This window comes from Actibacterium sp. D185-2 (assembly GCF_054954595.1).
The window spans coordinates 1-18,475 of the sequence record NZ_JBPWNX010000011.1; the positions used below are offsets into that span (position 1 = coordinate 1).

General features: G+C 62.3%; 9 protein-coding genes. 3 read left to right on the top strand and 6 right to left on the bottom strand.

Going from position 1 to position 18,475, the window contains the following annotated elements:
• Window positions 1-372: 372 nt before the first annotated feature.
• The 4 genes from ACSR1C_RS15225 to ACSR1C_RS15240 are packed head-to-tail and all read right to left on the bottom strand — an operon-like array spanning window position 373 to window position 2,620.
• Window positions 373-570: a hypothetical protein gene (locus tag ACSR1C_RS15225; protein WP_460260234.1), complete on the bottom strand. Its 198-nt coding sequence runs from the start codon at window positions 568-570 to the stop codon at window positions 373-375.
• 22 nt (window positions 571-592) lie between these two features.
• Window positions 593-1,948 carry a relaxase/mobilization nuclease domain-containing protein gene (locus ACSR1C_RS15230; protein ID WP_460260235.1) on the bottom strand — a complete coding sequence of 452 codons (1,356 nt, stop codon included), beginning with the start codon at window positions 1,946-1,948 and terminating at the stop codon, window positions 593-595.
• A complete protein-coding gene (locus ACSR1C_RS15235) occupies window positions 1,945-2,346 on the bottom strand; it encodes a hypothetical protein (RefSeq protein ID WP_460260236.1) in 402 nt (133 codons plus the stop codon). The genes ACSR1C_RS15230 and ACSR1C_RS15235 overlap by 4 nt, the downstream gene beginning before the upstream one ends.
• Complete coding sequence (locus ACSR1C_RS15240) at window positions 2,327-2,620, bottom strand: hypothetical protein (protein ID WP_460260237.1); 294 nt, start codon at window positions 2,618-2,620, stop codon at window positions 2,327-2,329. Before ACSR1C_RS15240 ends, ACSR1C_RS15235 begins: the two co-directional genes overlap by 20 nt.
• Window positions 2,621-2,896: 276 nt before the next feature.
• Here ACSR1C_RS15240 and ACSR1C_RS15245 point away from each other — a divergent pair, with 276 nt between their 5' ends.
• From ACSR1C_RS15245 to ACSR1C_RS15255, 3 genes are all read left to right on the top strand, one after another.
• Window positions 2,897-3,409, top strand: coding sequence for a hypothetical protein (locus ACSR1C_RS15245; RefSeq protein ID WP_460260238.1), 513 nt, complete (start codon window positions 2,897-2,899; stop codon window positions 3,407-3,409).
• A 223-nt stretch (window positions 3,410-3,632) separates the two neighbouring features.
• Window positions 3,633-6,119 carry an NEW3 domain-containing protein gene (locus ACSR1C_RS15250; protein ID WP_460260239.1) on the top strand — a complete coding sequence of 829 codons (2,487 nt, stop codon included), beginning with the start codon at window positions 3,633-3,635 and terminating at the stop codon, window positions 6,117-6,119.
• Window positions 6,120-6,353: 234 nt separating this feature from the next.
• Window positions 6,354-11,951, top strand: coding sequence for a hypothetical protein (locus ACSR1C_RS15255; RefSeq protein ID WP_460260240.1), 5,598 nt, complete (start codon window positions 6,354-6,356; stop codon window positions 11,949-11,951).
• A 294-nt stretch (window positions 11,952-12,245) separates the two neighbouring features.
• Here the strand turns inward: ACSR1C_RS15255 and ACSR1C_RS15260 are convergent, their stop codons facing one another.
• Window positions 12,246-12,857, bottom strand: a complete 612-nt coding sequence (locus tag ACSR1C_RS15260) for a hypothetical protein (RefSeq protein ID WP_460260241.1) — start codon at window positions 12,855-12,857, stop codon at window positions 12,246-12,248.
• 223 nt (window positions 12,858-13,080) lie between these two features.
• Window positions 13,081-18,252 (bottom strand): GEVED domain-containing protein, encoded by a 5,172-nt coding sequence (locus ACSR1C_RS15265; protein WP_460260242.1) that lies wholly within the window; start codon window positions 18,250-18,252, stop codon window positions 13,081-13,083.
• Window positions 18,253-18,475: the final 223 nt, after the last annotated feature.

An 18,475-nucleotide genomic window follows, 5' to 3' on the forward strand; every position in this document is an offset into this window, starting at 1 on the left:
GGACGCTTGAGCAATTTGAGGGCTCCGCGCCCGACGCGCTTGCCCAAACCGAAACCGAGGAATATGAAAACCAGACCCGCAGACTCTCGTTATGAATGAGGGACCATCGGGGGGCAGGTCACATGCAGCAACGGTAAAGGCTGTTCCTACCATCGCAACAGGCGATAGCGCGGCTGAACCGAAAATAATGGACAAACCGATTAAGGCACTGCTGCCTGAGATAACCGCTCCACCAACGGCTGAATCTCTCTTATCATTTTTACTCATTAAATTTCCATATCGTAAAAAATAACAATAATTACAAAATGTTAGCATGATTCCACTTACATAGCCTAGCTGATATTTGCAAACGGCAAACTGTCCTCCTGGCTACTAGAACGGTCCATCATTTCGTGACGGTCCGTGCGGCTTACATTCCGGCACCAGCACATCAGGCTTTTGCATCCGCGCATGAGTGAGCCGAATTGCCAGCCGTACGGTATCTTCCGCAGCCAGATGAAAGTGCTGCTTTAGATCATCCAGTTGACGGGCATGGGCCTCATCCAGATTGAACATCAATGTATATCGCATAGCGATCTCCTTTCTTTAGGGTTTACATTCCAGGGCCTCGATCACGGTCAGAACCGCGATCCTGGCGGCGCTGTTCTTCCCGGCTCGCGTCTTTGCGCTGCTGTTCGCGGCTCCCGGTTTGGTCTTGTTGCGCTTTCTGGTGAGCGCTCAGGCTTGGCACATCGCCGCGTTTCATGGCGACATAGGCCGCAATCTCGCTTCGGATTTGAGCAACCTCTTGGGCGCGCTCGTCCCGCATTTTGCGGATGGCTTTTTGCAGGCGCTGCCGTTCATCAAGTTGGCGCGAGACAAGACGGTCTTTTTCGGCGCGGTCGCGCTGCCAGGCGCGCAGCGCTTCCATTTCGTTCTCCGCTCTGAGCTTTGAGAACTTGCCTGTGACGCGGCTCCAGATGCCAGTGAATCCACTCGGCAAGCGGCTTGCGCGGATTTGCATCTCGCGCTCTTCGCGCTGCGCGATGCGCTGCGTCTCCGCTTTTCGTTCCTGCGCATGGCGCTCTTGCATTTGCTGGCGTTTGTATTCAGCAACCGGAGATAGGCGGCGATAGCCTGCATCCACATCCCGCAGATAGGTTTTGAGCTGATCTGTCATGCGAGAGGAAATGTTCGCCTTCGTCTCATCAACGGACGGCAAGGATTTTGTATCGGGCATGCGCTGGCGGACATCTTTAGCCTTCACGCCTGCCCAGCGGGACAGGGCATAGGTTTCACCGCGCACATCCACCGCAACAACGCCGCGACGATCACCCTTGGCTAGGAAGAAGCCTTTTTCTTCCAGTGAGTTCTTGAGGGCATCTATGTTATCCGAACCGCGCCAGCACTCCTGAAAAGCGGCCTTGATCAAACGCGGGTCTTGTTTGGCGCGCTGCGCCTGTTGCCACTCGGCGCGGGAATAGTTGAGTGGATTGCGCAAGGGCCGATCAATCATGCCTTTGGGCACGTCCCAGCCATGTTCCAGATACAGATCGCGCGAGACGTCCATCAGTTTTTGTTTGTAGAATGCCATGTTCTTGGCACGCATGGTTTCGCTATCAATTCGGGACCAGACGGCATGGGCATGACGGCGGCCCTCTTTTTCATGGAAAACAAGCGCGCGCGGATGATCGGCCAGATCAAGTTTGCGCTCAATCTGATCGATGGCTTGCTCGAAAGCCTCCCGATCCACGTTTTGCCCTTCGGGCGGGTTGAGGCTCATCGAAAATAGATGGTTTTTGCATTTGGTACCTTTTGAGATGGCTTCGGCTTCTTGAAAGGCCTCCAGCAGATCATCGCTTACAAACCCGCGCAGCTCATGCAGCTCGACATGCTCATTATCGCGCATGGACATCAGATACTTGGCAAGTTGGGGTGCATTGCCGCGCTCCTTAGCTTTCAGGATCATGGGCCACCGCCTTTCCCCAACGCGCGCATTAACTCTGAGCGCATCGCAGCAATATCGGCGCAGGCCTGCTTGAGATCAGCCTCTGTTTCTGGCGTGACAGGCAGCGCGCCTATATTCACGGCTTTGGCGAGTTGATTAACGTTGTTGGAAAGGCGAGATTTGCCAAGTGAGCCTAAAACACGGCCCAAAGCCTCATTATCCGTTGCCTCTGGCAGCGTTTTGCTCTGATGGATGGCATCCCTGAGAATTGCCCGAATATAGCCCCCAAGGGGCTTGTCTCCGGCCAGTTTCTTGAGTGCAGCCTTTTCTTCGAACGTTAAACGCAGCGAAAACGGCGCTTCCCGCTTCTTAGGCGTAGGCTTGGCTAACTCATTGAATCTATGGCGCGATATTGTCATTGTCGCACCTCAGATCGTTTAGATCAAAGCGCGATAGCTGACTTTCCCAATTCTGTAGAATCTCGAACAAGCGGTTCGATTCTTCTACAGTCAGGTCCACCATCTCCCCCCAGAAAAACCAACCTATACCGAAGATCGGCACATTGCCGGTTCTTCGTCGCGCAGATTGACCCCCTGCGCCGATGCCGCCCGTTCTGACAACCGCGCCGCATGTTTCGTTTTGCAGTTGCAAAGCGTACCCTGGCCTGTCGCCCTGCCCCCCGCCATCGAACATCCTAACCTCTGCCATACGCGCAGAGAGTGAGACAACTTGCGTTGCCGCCCGTGAAACCGGCAGCCGCACAGCCAATTCCGCCAGAGGCGTAGGTCGCCGGATATCCATAAGGATAGCCCCTGCGCGAAAGGTGGTCGTTCTATCCTTTTCCGCCCCCCGTCGCTCCCGCCAGTTCTGACATGAACATCCCTATGCCGGTCGTCTCCGAAAGTGCGGAGGCTGGCCCTCATTTTTGTCAGTGCGGTTTCAAAGAGTTGACCGCGAAAGGGAAAGCGAATGTCACGTTTTACACTCCAGAAGTTCTGCTCCTTCATGTCCGCGGCTTCGCTGGCGGTGATTGCCGCGCAGGCGCAGGCGCAGGAGCTTCAAAGCCAGGTGTCCTTCCAGATCGTGGAGATATCCGAGGACGGCACGGAACAGCTGATCGACCGGTCCACGGTGCGTCCGGGCGAAATCATCCAGTATGTCCTGACCCATTCCAATAACGCCGAGATCGATCTTGGCGGCATCGCCATTGCAGCCCCCATCCCCGAGGGGGTGACCATCGCGCTTGGCTCGCAGTCCAGCACGCATCCGGCGGTCTTTGAGGTCCAGGCGGAAATGGAGCCCGAGCTTCCGGGTCTGGAATGGTCCACCCTTCCCGCCTTTCGGACCGTTGTCGACGCAGATGGGACAACGCGCAAGGAACCCGTTCCCGCAGAAGCGATCGCAGCCGTGCGCTGGAACATGGAATCCGCTCTGCCGAGCGGTGAGACGGCCCTCAACACCTATCGGGTGGTCGTCAACTGAGCGGACGTAACCCGCTCGGTCCAGACGGGTTGGTCAATTTTCAATACAAAACAGAAGGTTCAATTCGGTGAAACATAACCATAATTTCCTGCTCTCCACCAGCGCGCTTGCGATCATGTCGTTGGCTGGCGCAGCAGCCCTTGCCGCGGCCCCCGAAGCGGGGTCCGTCATCGGCAACTAGGCGGTAGCGACCTATACCAATGCTGTCGGCGATACGATCACGGTGACCTCGAACAAGGTCGAAACCATCGTTCAGCAGGTCGCGGGGGTTACCCTGACCTCGAATAACAGCGAAGAAATCGCGCCAGGCGGAAAAGCGTTCCTGCCGCATATCATCACCAACGACGGCAACGGCCCTGATGCGTTTTCCCTGTCGGCGGCGGAAGGGACCGGTGATTTCGATTTCACCAGCGTCACCTTCTATCCCGACGCCGACATGGACGGCGTGGCGGATTCTGCAACCCCGATCACCGAAACGCCGACCCTGGCGGCTGGCGAGCGGTTTGGGGTTGTCATCGACGCCACCGCGCCCTCCACTGCGGCGGCCGGCGATGCCGAAACCCTGGCGATTGCCGCCATCAGCCTGCTTGACGGCGCCGTGACCTCGGCCAACACCGATACCCTGACCGTGTCGTCGGGCGCGATCATGGAACTGGTCAAGTCGATGGTCGTGGATAAAAGCGGCGGCAACCCTGCCATCGTCGACGCGGGCGATACGGTCGAGATCACGCTGACCTATTCGAACACCGGTCTTGCGGCATCCACCAACTATGCGGTCGAGGATGTGATCGACCTGCGCCTGCCTTACACGGTTGCGTCGGCCCAGTGGTCGGACCGCGCCGTGGCCGGTGGCCTGGATGAAACCAACGGCACCGGGATCGACGCCACCAACGGGTCGGGCGAAACCATCGTCTATCAGGTGAACGCGGCCTCCAACACCATCGACTTCACCGTCTCGAACGTCGATCCGGGCCGGACCGGCAAGGTGACCTTCGAGGTGACGATCGGCAGCCTGGCCGAGGCTGGCCTGATCGAGAATACCGCGACCCAGTCCGACAACACCGGCAACTACCCGCCATCGAACACGGCGTCGGTGACCGTCGACTCGCAGTATGCGCATGTGATCGACGACACCTTCACCCAGTCCGACACCACCGTTGTGCGGTCGCTGACCGATGACGGCGCGGCGGGCGACGACGTGGTGACCGAAACCAGCGATGCTTCGCAGGGCGGCACCATCGCGTTCGAATTCGTCGTCGGCAACGACTCCAACCAGACCGACAGCTACACGCTGGACGTTGTGAACGGCGACTTCCCGGACGGCACCACCTTCCGCTTCGTGGCCGAGGATGGGGCAACCCCGATCGTTGGCAGCGTTGGTCCGCTGGCAGCGGGCGACGCGACCAAGGTGACCCTGCTGGCGACCCTGCCCACCGATGCAGCCCCGGCTGCGGCGGGTACGACCAACTTCACCGCGACCGTTTCGGCCATCTCCGAGGGCGGCGGCGCGACCAACACCTCTGCCGCTGAATTTGCCGGTGCGGTTCTGGCCGCTGCGGTCGATCTGGAAAACCGGGTTGGCGGATCCGAAGGTGACGGTGCCGCACCGACCAACGGGGCCGATCCTTGGGTGACCACTGCAACCGATCCGGGCCAGGCCGTCAGCTTCCCGATGAAGATCGAGAACCTGGGCCCGACCGCCGACAGCTATAACCTGTCACTGGATCAGGCGCTGCCTGCGGGCTGGACCGTCGAGTTCCAGCTGGCCGATGGCACCGTGGTAACCAACACCGGCACCATCCCCAGCGGGTCCACGGCGGATATCACCGTTGTCGTGACCCCACCCGCGGATGCACTGCCGCTGACGCAAGCGGTTGATGTCAAGGTGACCTCGCCGGTTTCGGGTCAAAGCGACCGGATCGTGAACGCCGTGACCGTCAACGAGATCGTCGATGTGTCCATCGTTGCAAGCCAGACGGTTCAGGCTGCACCGGGCGGTGTTGTGGATATCCTCCATACCATCACCAACGACGGCAATATCGACATCACCGAAGGCGCGATCCTTGAAAGTGGTCTGTCCGATTTCAGCGGTGCCATCTACTGGGACCAGAATGGTGACGGCGTGCTGGATGCATCCGATCCGATTGTCGACAACTTCAACGACCTGACCAACAACATCGGCGGCACCACTGCCGGTCTGGCGGCGGGCGACACGATGACCCTGATCTACCGGGTTCAGGCGGGTTCCACCCCCGGTGTGTCGGAAGTCGGCACTCTGGAACTGGGCGACAGCCTGAACGGGGCGACCAAATCGGATGCCGACACCGCCAACAACGCGGTTTCCGACCGGATCGTCATTGTCTCGGGTGACGTGACGCTGGTGAAGACCCAGGCCATCGATCCGCTCTGCTCCGGTGCGACGGGAACTTTCAGCAAGGACCGTCAGGATGTCGAGCCCGGCCAGTGCATCCGCTACCGCGTGGTTGCCAGCAATACCGGAACCGCCCCTGTCGACGCTGTGGTGATCAAGGATGTCGTGCCGGCCTATACCGCGCTCGAAACCTGCGGCACCGCCTGCGATGCGACTGCGGAACCCGCCGGCACCAGCACGGTGACCACGGCCGCCGCACCCCGGATCGAAAGCACCCATGGTGTGCTGGACCCCGGTTCGACCGCGACGCTCGAGTTTACCGTGAAGGTCGACGAGTAAGCCCCCGCACCACCCCTTCCAAGCGAGAAGAAAGCCTGCTCCCCCCGAGAGATTGGGGGGAGCCACCAGAAAAGCTACGCCATTTGCTTCAAAAGGTCAGTACAAATGTTCACTTCTTTCAAAGCTTTAGCGGAAGCACTTGCACGGTTGGGTTCGATCGTCGGCGTTTTCGCCCTGTGCCTTGCCGCAGCCTCCTTTGCGGCGCCCGCACCCTCTGGAACGAAGATCGTGAACGTGGCGATCACGACCTTTTTCAACGAAGCGCTGGGTGTCACGGAAACGGTCTATTCCAATCAGGTCGAAGCCATTGTCGCCGCGGCCCCCGCGATTGAAGTAACCGGGTATTCCGATCTCAGACTGTCCCGCGGCGCGGTTGATCAGCATTATTTTGAAATCAGCAATACCGGAAACACCGACCTGAACACGCAGATCCGCGTGGACACGATGCAAGGGGCCGGTCTGATCGAAGGCACTGCCCCGATCTGGGATCAGAATGCGAATGGCCTTGCCGATGCCGGCGAACCCGAAATCCTGCCGGGCCAGTCCCAGGCGCTTGCCATCGGGCAGTCGATGCATCTGATCTACAGCTTCACGACCTCCCCCGCCGCGACGCCCGGCGATGTCGCGATCTCGGAACTGTCTCTTGTTCCGGTCAGCGTTGTGCCGGGCGCAGAAGTTGCCGGAAACACCACCGCACGCGGTCAGGTCATCATCGCCGAAGGTGGTTTCGAGATTCAGAAATCCGTCGCACGCCGCAGCACCGCCGAGGGCGAAGAGCTGACCTATACCCTGCGCCTGCGCAACAATTCCGAGGCCGCGATTGCCGGGTATGATGCGATCGACGGCAACACCATCCGCATCGACGGCACGCCCCGTACCGGCGTTCTGATCCATGACGCGGTGCCGCTGAACACCCGCTTCGTGTCTGCCGGATATGCCGGTGGCCTTGACGCACTGTTTCATCTGCGCGCCGACGCGCCGCAAAGCTTTGTCAGCACCCCGCCGGCCGATCCGGGCCAGGTGGATGCGGTGGCGTTCTTCTGGGAGGGTGATTATCCCGTGGGCAAGTCCACCGACATGCGCTTCACCGTGCTGTTGCCGGCAGCGCTTGGCGACGTCACGGTGCGCAATACCGCCGAAACATTTGTTGCCTCTGCCACGGGCACGCAAACGGTTACATCCAACGAGGTGGTTCTGCGCTATACGGCCGCCGTCGCCGCCACGCTTGCCTTCAACGGCGAAAGCGGCGCGCTTGGCAGCGACACCGTGCTGCGCCTGACGTCGGGGGCCTGCAACGTCAGCAGCCAGGCGGATGCCGTCGAAATCACCGTATCCAGCCGGTTGACCGGCGACGCAGAAACCGTGATCGCGCGTGAAACCGGGCCGAATACCGGCATTTTTGCCACCGGCCCGCTGCCGCTGTCCAGAATGGGTGCGCCTGTGGTCAATGACGGCGTGATGGCGTCGGACGACGGGGATGAACTGGATGCGGTTGCCCAATGCGGCGGTCTTACCGTCGCCGCAAGCTTGCCGGTCAACCCGGGCAACTTCGTCTTCAACAGCGTGACGAACGAGGCTGTCACCGACGCGGTCGTCAATCTGGTGAACAGCGCCGGCACGATTGTCGCCACCGCGACATCCGACCGCCGGGGCTATTTCTCGATCGGCGCGGTTCCGGCGGGGGAATACCGTTTTGAAGTGGAACCGCCGCGCGCGTTCAGCTTCGCCTCGATCCGGCTGAGCTTTCCCGGCTATGGCCGCAGGATCAACGATGAGGCCGCTTTCGGCCTGCCCTTTCAGCATGACGGCGGCGGTGTGTATCTGAGCGATATTCCGGTCGATCCCTATTACGGCGTGCCGCTTGCCCTGGAGAAAACCGCCGACAAAAGCACGGTTCGCACCGGCGAGGCGGTCGTTTACAGCCTTACCGCGCAGAACAACATGGATCAGGCATTGGTCGGCGCCGAAATCGTGGACCGCCCGCCTTTCGGCGCCGAACTGATCGCCGGATCGGTCCTGCTGGATGGCAAGCCCTGGCCGGATCCGGTCAAGGATGCGGGCGGCGATCATGTGTTTGCCCTTGGCAACATCAAGCCACTTGAAACCAGGACGCTGACCTATGTTCTGCGCTACACGCCGCTGGCGCGGGACGGGCGGAATTACAACTCCGCAGTCCTCAGCGGGCGTCAGGCCGGCACCGGAGAGGTCCGCGTGTCGGGCGTTTCCAGCGCATTCGTCAAGCTTGATAACAGCGGCGGGGTCTTTTCGCGCGAAGGTACGATCATCGGGTCGGTTTTCATGGATTGCAACGGCAACGGCCTGCGGGACGGTGTGCAGGAGCCGGGCGTTCCCGGTGTCAAGATCGTGACCCAGGAGGGGCTGTTTGTCGTCACCGACATTGACGGCAAATATTCCCTTTTCGGTCTGCGGCCGGTCTCTCATGTGCTCAGCCTGATGTCCAAGACCCTGCCCGAAGGGGCGTATCCGGTGGCCACCCGCACCAGCGACATGATGCGCGGCGGCACGCGACTGGTTGACCTGAAGCGCGGCGAATTGCGCGCCGAGCGGTTTGCGCTGACCGGCTGCACGCCCGCGGTGCTGGCCGCCGTGTCCGCCAGGGCCGACCGTTTTGCCGAACGCGGCACCGGCGGTGGCGATCTGCTGACCGATCTGCCCATCGACGGCAGCCGCGCCGAGACCCGCAGCGCCCGAAGCGAGGCCGGACTTGCCACCGCGACCCAGATCTACGGCGCGGAACAGGTGGCGGGCACTGCCCCCGCCACAGACCTGGCACAGAAGGTGCGCCAGACCGCCACCGAGGCACAAAGCCTTGAGGGCATCATAAAGACCCTGTCGCCGGATGCCGGGTTCATCGGGCTTGCGAATGGTGACAAGACAGCGCGCCGGTCGCTGACGGTTCAGGTAAAAGGACCCGCGGATTTGACACTTGCGCTGATGCTGAACGGCGAAGAGGTTCCCGCCACCCGTATCGGCGAGAAATCGACCTGGCCGGGCGGAAACGTGCAGGCCCTGACATTCGTGGCACTTCAGCTGCGCGCGGGCAAAAATACCCTGGCCCTGATCGGCAAGGACCCGTTCGGCAATGAACGGGCACGCCAGGAGATCACCCTTGTCGCCCCCGGCGATCCGGCGCGGATCGAGATCGTGGCGCCTGAAACCGCCCCCGCCTCGCCCGGAACGGTGGTGCCCGTGGTGGTGCGCATCCTTGATGCCGCAGGCACCCCTGTCGAGGCGTCGGCCACCGTGACCCTGCGGGCGCGCAATGCGACCTGGGATGTGACCGACATCCGCCCGGAACGGGCCGGGGTGCAGGCCTTCATCGACAATGGCGAAGCGACGTTCGGGCTGCTTGCCCCCCAGGTTTCCGGCACGGATCTGATCGAGGTCAGCAGCACCTTCGGCAAGGCCGAGGCCAGCATCATGTTCACCCCCGATCTGGAAGAGCGGATTCTGGTCGGCGTCATCGAAGGCGCGGTTGCCCTGAACGGCCGGGGCGACCTGATCGACAGCGACATGATCAGCCCGTTCGAGGATACCGCCTCGGGCCTGCGCGGCGAACTGTACCTCAAGGGCCGCATTCGCGGCGATGCGCTTCTGACCCTGCGCTACAGCTCGGACCGGGACACCGACGCGCAGCTGTTCCGCGATATCCGGGGCGATGAATACTATCCGGTTTACGGCGACAATTCGGAACGCGGGTTCGATGCGCAATCTTCAACCAAGCTGTTCATCAAGGTCGAAAAGGGTCAGTCCTATGTGCTCTATGGCGACATCGCGATCGAACCGGAAGCCGACGCTTTCCAGCTTGGTGGATACAACCGCCTGACGACCGGCGCAAAGGCCCATTGGCAGAATGACAAGGTCAGTGTCAGCGTCTTCGCGGCCCATACCGCCCAGCGCCAGCAGGTTGTCGAATTACCCGGCCGGGGCATCTCCGGCCCCTATGATGTGGATCTGTCGAACTATCGCGAAGGCAGCGACCGCGTCGATATCCTCGTGCGCGATCGTGATACGGGCGAGATCATCTCGGAACAGGCGCAGCGCCGGCTGACCGACTATGTGCTCGACTTCTTCCGCAACACGATCGTGTTCAACGCCCCGGTCGCCCAGGCCGATGCCGACGGCAACCCGGTCAGCATCCGTTTCACCTATGAGACGGAGGGCGACACCGGCGCGCGCCACTGGCTGTACGGTGGCGAGGTGAGCTATCAGGCGACCGAGCGCACCGCGATCGGGGTCAGGATTGTCCGGTCGGATGCGAACCGCATGACCGCCGAACGCGAACGCATTATCGCGGCCTATCTGCAAACCCGCATCGGCGAGAAGACCATGCTGGAAGCCGAGGCTGCACAGTCGGAGAATGGCTTTGGCGAAAAAGGGTCTGCCGCGCGCATCTCTCTGGTCCATGCCGGCGACACGGCGCGCCTGTCGATCGAGGCGGTTCATACCGGCAACGCGTTCAACCCTTCGGGGTCGTCCACAGCGCCCGGCACCGACCGCCTGTCGGTGGACTATGACATCGATCTTGGCGACGAAAGCGGACTGTCGGTCGAGGCGGATTATATCGCCGACCGGATTGCAGGGACGCAAACGGCAAAAGCCGAGATCGAATATGAACGCCGCCTGAACGATCAGGCCACGGGGCGGGTCGGTCTCCGGGTTGATCACGATTTCAAGGCCGATGGCGATGCCACCCGTGTCTTTGGCCTGCTGGGCGCAACCTGGACCCCCGAAACGGATCGGGCCCTTGTGTTCGATGCCGAGGTTGTTCAGCCCGTCTATGGCACCGGCGAAGGCCATTTGCGGTTCGGCATGGACTATGCATTCCGCCCCGGCTGGAACCTGCGCGCCGAAGCTGAATTCGCCATCGGGCGTGAGGAAGGCCGCGAAACCCCCACCCATCTTCTGCTGGCCATGGACTATCAGGTCACCGACTGGCTGACCGGCCGGTCCCAGTTTTCTGCGGAAGACGAAGGGTTGACCCGGTCCCGCTTCGTTCAGGGGTTCAAAGGCGACTGGACCATCACCGAGCAGCTTTCGCTCGGGGTCGGTGTTGAACATTCCGAGCCGGTATCGGGGGACGACGACTGGCTGACCAGCGTGAACCTCGGGGCGAAGTGGTCCTCGGATAAGGAAACCTGGGTTGCCGAGGCCGATTTCGACCAGACGTTCGAAGCCAACGGCAACACATCTTTCGCAAGCCTTGGCATTGCCGGGCAGGTATCGCCCGATCTGACGGTCATGCTGCGCAGCCGCCACGCGATTGACGGCCGCGGCGACGGCCCCGCCCAGATGCGCCATCGCACCCGCGCGGGCCTGGCCTATCGCCCTGCGGAAAATCCGCGCCTTGCCGTGCTGGCCTGGTATGAGCGCCGCATCGAAGAAAAGGCCCAAAAAACCGAAAGCCATGAATGGTCGCTGGCCGCAAGCTATGAAACCAGCCCGGATCTTGAGCTGAACGCCAAATATGCCGGTCAGTCCGAGCGCATCAGCCTTGGTAATTCCGGGACCGTCACCAGTCTGACCCAGCTGATACAGGCAGGTCTGGCCTATGATTTTGCCGATGACCGCTTTCGGATCGGCCTGAACGGAATGCGCCTTTGGGACAACAAGGGCCATGCCACCGGCGCCGTGGGGGTCGAACTGGGATATGTGGTGAACGAAGGGTCGATGCTGTCCATCGGTTTCAACAAATCCGCGGGCTGGCGGCCGCAAGGCCCATCGTTTTACCAGGAAGGGATCTATCTGCGCCTGCGCCTGCTGCTCGACGATTCACTCTGGGACAAGCTGCGGCTGTTCGGGGGGAACTGATCGGGCTGAGGGGCCCCGGTATCTGCGGGGTTTGATCGGCGTCCGTATTGAGCCCGCCTATGACTTTCGTTGTTTCCGCAGCATTGGACGGCGGTTCGGGGCGAAAGCGCTCATTCGCTGCGGATGTCCGCAGTCTTGCGCCAGACTTTCCATGCAGACCCTCCTAGATAAATGTTCGGTACCCAGCCCCGGCTGCAAAATGCCTTTCATCCGCTTGGGGGCCGTCTTTTCAGGTCTTGCGAAGGGGAAGCGCGCGCTTCTCGTGCATCAAGGCCGCTGCGCTGGCACGCAGGCTCATATCAAAGGATCATACGACCACTGCAAAAGGGCCTGACGTTGCCGGGGGCGGCAAAACACATCACCAGGATGGCAGTTTGCCCGGATTTGCCCGGCATGTCTTGCAAACCCTTTCCATCGCTTGATTTGAATGCGGTCAATTTCGGGAATGCGCCGGCCGAGATAGTATCGGCAATACCATTGAAACCATCCGCGCGGATCGGGTCCGTATATCCAGCCTTTCCGTTGCCACGCCTCAAGCGACTGACGGCTTTTTACGCCGAAATAGTTCAGGGATGGATCAGCCTCCTGGCTGGTTTTCGCATTTTGAAACCATTCTGCCGGAAATTCGCCGGTGCAATCGTTGAGATAGCGACCTTCGAATACACCCATTTCGAGCATCTCTTGAGGCGAATAATGGGGTTTGAAATCGACGTCAAACTGTTCGCCGGCACGCACCGACGGCGTGTATCGGTATCCGGTTTGCATCTTGTCATTTACGACAATTTCTCTTCGGTCATACATTTTTCGATTTGAGCCAAGTCCAGGGGCGTTTTCAAGCCCCGCCAAATCGGAAGCCGCCATCGATGTTAAAGCCATGTTGGCGAATGCCGGGCAGCAGCGGCTCATTGTATGGCCGCATCGAACCGCAAGCACCAAGTATCAAGCCGTACACCAAAGCCCGCTCCATCTGCCTCGCGGGTATCATCGCCTGCCGCTCCCCCCTGCGGCTGGCGATGATATTTACCGGCGTTCTCTCCTCCCGCGCGCCACGGGATGCCCTGCCGCTTGGCCGAACGGGCATCGGCCCGAACCACCACTGCAAGGATTCGGGGTCTGATCGGACCCTTTTCTACGGAGATATCCGAACCTGAAAGCTGACCGACCCGGTGTCGCCCGGCGCATAGCTGCCGGTGCAGTCCCAGCGCAACGCGCCCGCATAACCGGCCGCATTCGAAACCGGCTGTGCCACCGTGCAGGTCAAGTCCGAACCAAGCGCGACCGGGCTGGGTATCGCCGCGGCGAGTGCTGTATAGGCCGGTGTCTTGTCATAGATGATCACATTGCTGGCCGGGACGCTGCCGGGGTTCGTCAGGTAGATGCGGTATTGCAGCACATCCCCCACGGCCCCGGCATTCGACGCGCCTTCGGGCGTGTTCTGCGTCTGGTTGCGGACTGTCTTGGTCAATTCAAGGCGGCCATTGCCAGCCCCGCTGATCAGCCTGTCCGTATTGCTTGTCCGGGCGACGGCCGATGTGCCGCTGTAAGCGGTCGTCGCAACCAGCGCATAGGAAAAGCTGCTGCCAGAACCGATGCCGGAATTCGCGGTGACGCGGGAAATCAGGCAAAGCCGGGTGTCCGCGGCCACGGCGATCGGCGCGGTAATGGCGCTGTCGGGCGTGCCGTCGCAATCCCCGTCCAGATAGATCGTCGCGGCGAAGGCACCCGCCGGGGTCTGGACCTCGTCCTCGATGCCGAAGGTCACCGTGCCGGCGGAATGCGCTGTATAGTCATGCGCCAGCATTGCCACCTGGCCCGCCTCGATGCCCGATGTCTGATCCTGGGTCAGGGTGGCGGCGCGGATCAGGCCGAAATCAAGCCCGGCATACCCGGCCCCCGCCTCCGGGGTGAAGGTAAACGCGCCATCATGAGGATCGCTGTTGGATAGGCCGGGCAGGCCGGTATTCGCCTCTGAGATCGTCAGATGATCGCCGTCCGGCACCACCATCACGGTCAGCGGCCCACTATAGCCTGCGGCCAGCGCATACCGCCAGCTGCCATCGGCCAGGATCCGGGGGCTGGCCAGCACGCCGCCCGCGCCGTCAAGAAGGGTCAGGCTGGCATTCTGCGTGCCCCCCTCGCCGCCGTTCAGCGCAGCATCATGCGCGGTGCCGCCGCCGGTGCCGTTGTCGATGAAAACGCGGCCCTCCAACAGGCGCTGGCCGGTCTCCAGCGTGACCGTATAGCTTGCCTCGTCGTCATCGGCGGCTCCGTCGCCCAGATCGTCGGTGCGGGGTCCGACCCCCGGGTCGCTGTCCGTATCCTGAAGCGAGCTTGCGATGATCTCGGCCGTGTTGGTCCGGTCGCCCGCGCCCAGAACGCTGGTGCGGATGGTCAGAGTTTCGGACGCGCCCGACAGGATTTCGTCAACGACCCAAATGCCGGTATCGGGGTCATAGGTGTCGCCGGTGGCCGGGGCATCGTCGGAAATATACTGGAACCCGCTGGGGAGACGCTCCATCACCCGCACACCGGCGGGCGAGCCGGGGCCGGCATTGGTGACCGTGATCACCCAGTCGATCACGTCGCCCTCGGCCGCCGTGGTCACGGGCTGGCCGGTGGCGGCGCTAAGTGCGGTCTTGGTGATCGACAGGTCGCTTTGCTGCGGGTCGAAGCCGAAATCCTGATTGCCCGTATCCGCGCCATCGACAACCGCCACCCCAAGCAGCGGGTTGGAGGTGCCGATCGCGGATCCGGCGGGCAGGTCCGGGTCTGCGGTGTCGATCTGGATCCGGTAGGTCAGCGCGTCGGACAGATCGGTGAAGGCATAGGTACCGCCCGACGCGGTATCGGTGGTGGCAAGGAACGTGTCGTCGGTAAGATCGCCCGGCGTGCCCTTGTCGTCGTAAAGTGCGATCGCGATGCCCGCGCCCAGATTGGCCTCGCCCGCGTCGCGGCTGTCCGAAGCATTGGCATCGACATAGACGTTGCCCGAAAGGCTGCCGCCGGTGGGCAGGGCGGGCGCGAACGGACCGGGACCGCGGCAGGATGCGCCGTCATTGCCCTGATAGGTCAGGTTGGCCACAGTGCCGTTGATTTCGATGAAATCCCAGGTCGCCGGGCGGTTGCCGTCCACGCCGACCTCCAGCGCGAAGACCTGCCGCGACTGGTTGTCGAAGCCATAGATATAGCCCTGCTGGTCGAACCAGACAGAATCAATATCCATCGCGAAATACCCGGCGGGTAAGGGAACCTGCGCTTTGATCAGCGTGGCCGTTGTCGCCCCCGCCACGCCGTTATTGGGATCGAACGCATACAGATCGCGCGAAGAATCGAAGAAATAGATCAGCCCGTCACGTGAATTATAGGCCATGTCGCGCCCATAAGGTGCGCCGCCGCCCACATTCAGCACCCCGGCATTCACCGGGTTTGCCGGGTCGGAAAGATCGAGCAGCTGATAGACGCTGTTCGAGGTGCCGGATTTGTAGATCAGGATGCCGTTGGGCAGGATGTCGGTGGCGGTATCGGGCGCTTCCAGCCCCAGCGCCGACAGATCGGCGGCCTCAGTCACCGCGCCGGTGGCGTCGATCCGCCAAAGGGTCCGGGGCGACTGACCGACGCCATAGATATAGCCGTCCAGCTCATTGTAACCCCAGCCGGTCACCAGATAGTTGCCGGTATAGTCGGGCGGCAGCAGGGTCTGGCTGAGGTCATAGCCGGTGCCGTTGGCCGTCACTTCCAGGCGGGTGAGCGCGGGCAGGTTTTGCGCGGTCTCGTTCGCGATCATGTAAAAGCTGGAATCGCAGGTCAGCGGCGGGCTGTTGTTGACGATCGTCACCAGATAATCCTCGACCTCGCCGTCCAGGTTCAACCCGTCAAAGGCGTTGGGCGCAAGCCCGCTGGTGGTGGACCAGCGCAGCCGGGCGAAGGTGGTTTGCGAAGGCGCGTTGGACGGGACCGCGACATCGAAACTGATCGAATTGTTGAACGTGCCGTCGGTGTCGCCGGTACCGCCATCGCGATAGTCGGCGGCGACTTGCTCGGCCGGGCTGAACACGCCGTCGCCATCGAAATCGATCCACATCTGCAGATTGGTGATACCGACCAAGCCGATGGGGGGCAGCGGCAGTTCAAGCTGCAGGCTGAGGGTTTCGTGGGTCTGCACGGTCACGGATGTGGTGGTACCGGCCACGAATGTCGGAAGGATGGCGATACCATCCTCGTCATCGATCCCGGCAAGGTCGTCGCCATTGGCCGCCGCGTTGCCCTGGGGGGCAAGTTCGGTATCGGGCCGCCCAGCGCCCAGATAGATCAGCGGCACGACAATGTGCCGGGGAGCGCCATAGCTGGCGGGCGCATCGCCACGGTCGACCAGATCGGCGGCGGCGATGATCAGGGCGTAATCCTCGACCTCGCCGTCGGCTGCGAACAGTTGCGCGTCCAGCCCGGCGGTGCTGGAAAAGCGGAACCGGGCATAGGTGGTGGTGGTCACCGCGTCAGTCGGCACATCGACGACGAACTGAATCGCGCCATCGCCCGCCAAGGTGTCGGCGCCGGTGCCGTCATCGGCCAGATCGGTGGCGATGCGTTCGCCAAGGACATCCTCGAATACCCCGTCGCCGTTGAAGTCGATCCAGCCCTGAAGCAGGCCGGGGCCGGTCACGGCCGCCGTCATGGTGGTCAGGGTGCCCTGGGTCAGGACCGGGAAGGTCACGCCATCTTCGTCATCGACATCGGCCAGGTCGTCGCCGGTGGCGGCGGCGCCGGGCTGCTCGAACGGTTCGGTGTCGGGTGCGACGCTGCCCAGAAAGACCGTGGGCACGGTCGGCACGTTATGCGCGGGGGCCAGATAGCTGATCGGGGCATCGCCGTAATCCAGCCCCAGCCCGTTCAGAACCGTCACCGTTATCGTGGCGACGTCGCAATTGCCGGGATTGGCATCTTCGCACAGCTGATACTGAATCGTGTAAAGCCCCGCAGGGGTGGGGGCGGGAACGTTGACAAACCCCTCGTTGACACCCGAAAGGACAAGCTCGGGCACTGCGGCACCGCTGGTCGCCGGTGTGGCCGGGGACAGGACCGTGGCCGTCACTGCGCCCGCCTCTACCTGCCCCCCGTCCAGGGTGTCGCCATCGAACGCATCGCCCGCCGTCCCCCCCAGAAAACCGTTGATCGGCGTGGCGGAAAAGTCGTCGTCATCGGCGCTGATCACCGCTGCGGCGGGCGCGGTGACCACCACCGTGGCAAGCGCGGTGTCGGTATTGCTGGCGACCCCGCCGACGGGCCGGTCGGTGATCGCGTATTCGATGGTGTAGGTGCCCGCAGCGGTACCGGCGGTCACCTCGATCTCGCCGGTGTCGGTGTTCAGGGTGACCGCGCCGGTGGCGGGTGCGGCGCCGGTGACCACGGCAAGCGTGACATTGCCGGCCAATCCGGTCGCGACGCCTGCGCCGTTCAGCATATCGTTGCCCAGCACGCTGGCGGTGGTGCCGCCGGTATCGCCGGCCACAGGGGTGGCGCTCAGATCGTCGGTGGCGGCGGTGATGCACGACCGCATGCGTGCCTGAATGCCCAGCGCGCCAGTGGGCCCCACGCCGTCGCCGATCTGACGAAAGCTGAAGGCGTCGATCGTGGCCGAAGCGGGGGTGATCGCGACGGGCGCGTCATAGGCCAGATCAACCATGCCGTACGCCTGATCGGCGCCACCATTGCCGAAATCCAGCACCGCGTCATGGATCCAGGTGCGCCCGTCCAGGGGCAACCCGTCCGGTCCGGGGCCGCTGAGCGTGGTTAGCGCAAAGCCCTGCGTATCCGACACGAAGGTCTGGAAATACCCGGCATTGTCGAGCGGCGACAGCGTGACGCCGACATTGGCCAGCGATCCGCCATCGGATGTATCAATCCCGAAATCACCGACGATGCCTGATCCCAGCGCGTCCGCCGTGGTACGGCCGAGGTTGCCGAAAAAGACGTTGATGTCATGAACGACCGGCGCGTCGAACGCGACGCTGAAGGTTCCCCGGCCGCCGGGATCCTCGTTGAAGCGGATGATCGAGGTTTCGGTGCCGACCACGAATTGCGGACCACTGATCGTCACCGTGGCCGAGGCCGACCCCCATTGCAGCGTGCCGGTCTGATCCCCCGTGATCCCGAGGGTGCCGGGGGTCACCCAGTCGACGAAATCGGGCGAGACCGAGCAGGTCTGCGCCACGGCGGACGTGGCGGTCAGGGCAAGCAGGACCGCCGCCGCGCCGGTGCGGTTGCGCCCTGCGCGAAAGTGCTGCTGCTTGGGGAATATCGCCATGTTCTTTCGCTTTCTCAAAATCTTTACCTGACATGCCCCCGATGCCGCGCCATGCCGGACCCTTGGGCGGACCGGCGTGAAAGCAGGGGGTATCAGGGAAAACCTAGCGGCCCGGGCGGCCCGACAGGATGCAGCGGGGGGATAGCGGGCGGGCCATTGTTATGGGGTGCCTATGCTTTCGGATAGGCCGCGCCGCGACCTTAAACGCGCAACGACCGGGCGC

Bases quoted from the DNA above. Each gene is read 5' to 3' on its own strand.
- ACSR1C_RS15225 (WP_460260234.1), bottom strand. From the start codon at position 570: ATGCGATATACATTGATGTTCAATCTGGATGAGGCCCATGCCCGTCAA.
- ACSR1C_RS15245 (WP_460260238.1), top strand. From the start codon at position 2,897: ATGTCACGTTTTACACTCCAGAAGTTCTGCTCCTTCATGTCCGCGGCT.
- ACSR1C_RS15230 (WP_460260235.1), bottom strand. From the start codon at position 1,948: ATGATCCTGAAAGCTAAGGAGCGCGGCAATGCACCCCAACTTGCCAAG.
- ACSR1C_RS15260 (WP_460260241.1), bottom strand. From the start codon at position 12,857: ATGAGCCGCTGCTGCCCGGCATTCGCCAACATGGCTTTAACATCGATG.
- ACSR1C_RS15240 (WP_460260237.1), bottom strand. From the start codon at position 2,620: ATGTTCGATGGCGGGGGGCAGGGCGACAGGCCAGGGTACGCTTTGCAA.
- ACSR1C_RS15265 (WP_460260242.1), bottom strand. From the start codon at position 18,252: ATGGCGATATTCCCCAAGCAGCAGCACTTTCGCGCAGGGCGCAACCGC.
- ACSR1C_RS15235 (WP_460260236.1), bottom strand. From the start codon at position 2,346: ATGACAATATCGCGCCATAGATTCAATGAGTTAGCCAAGCCTACGCCT.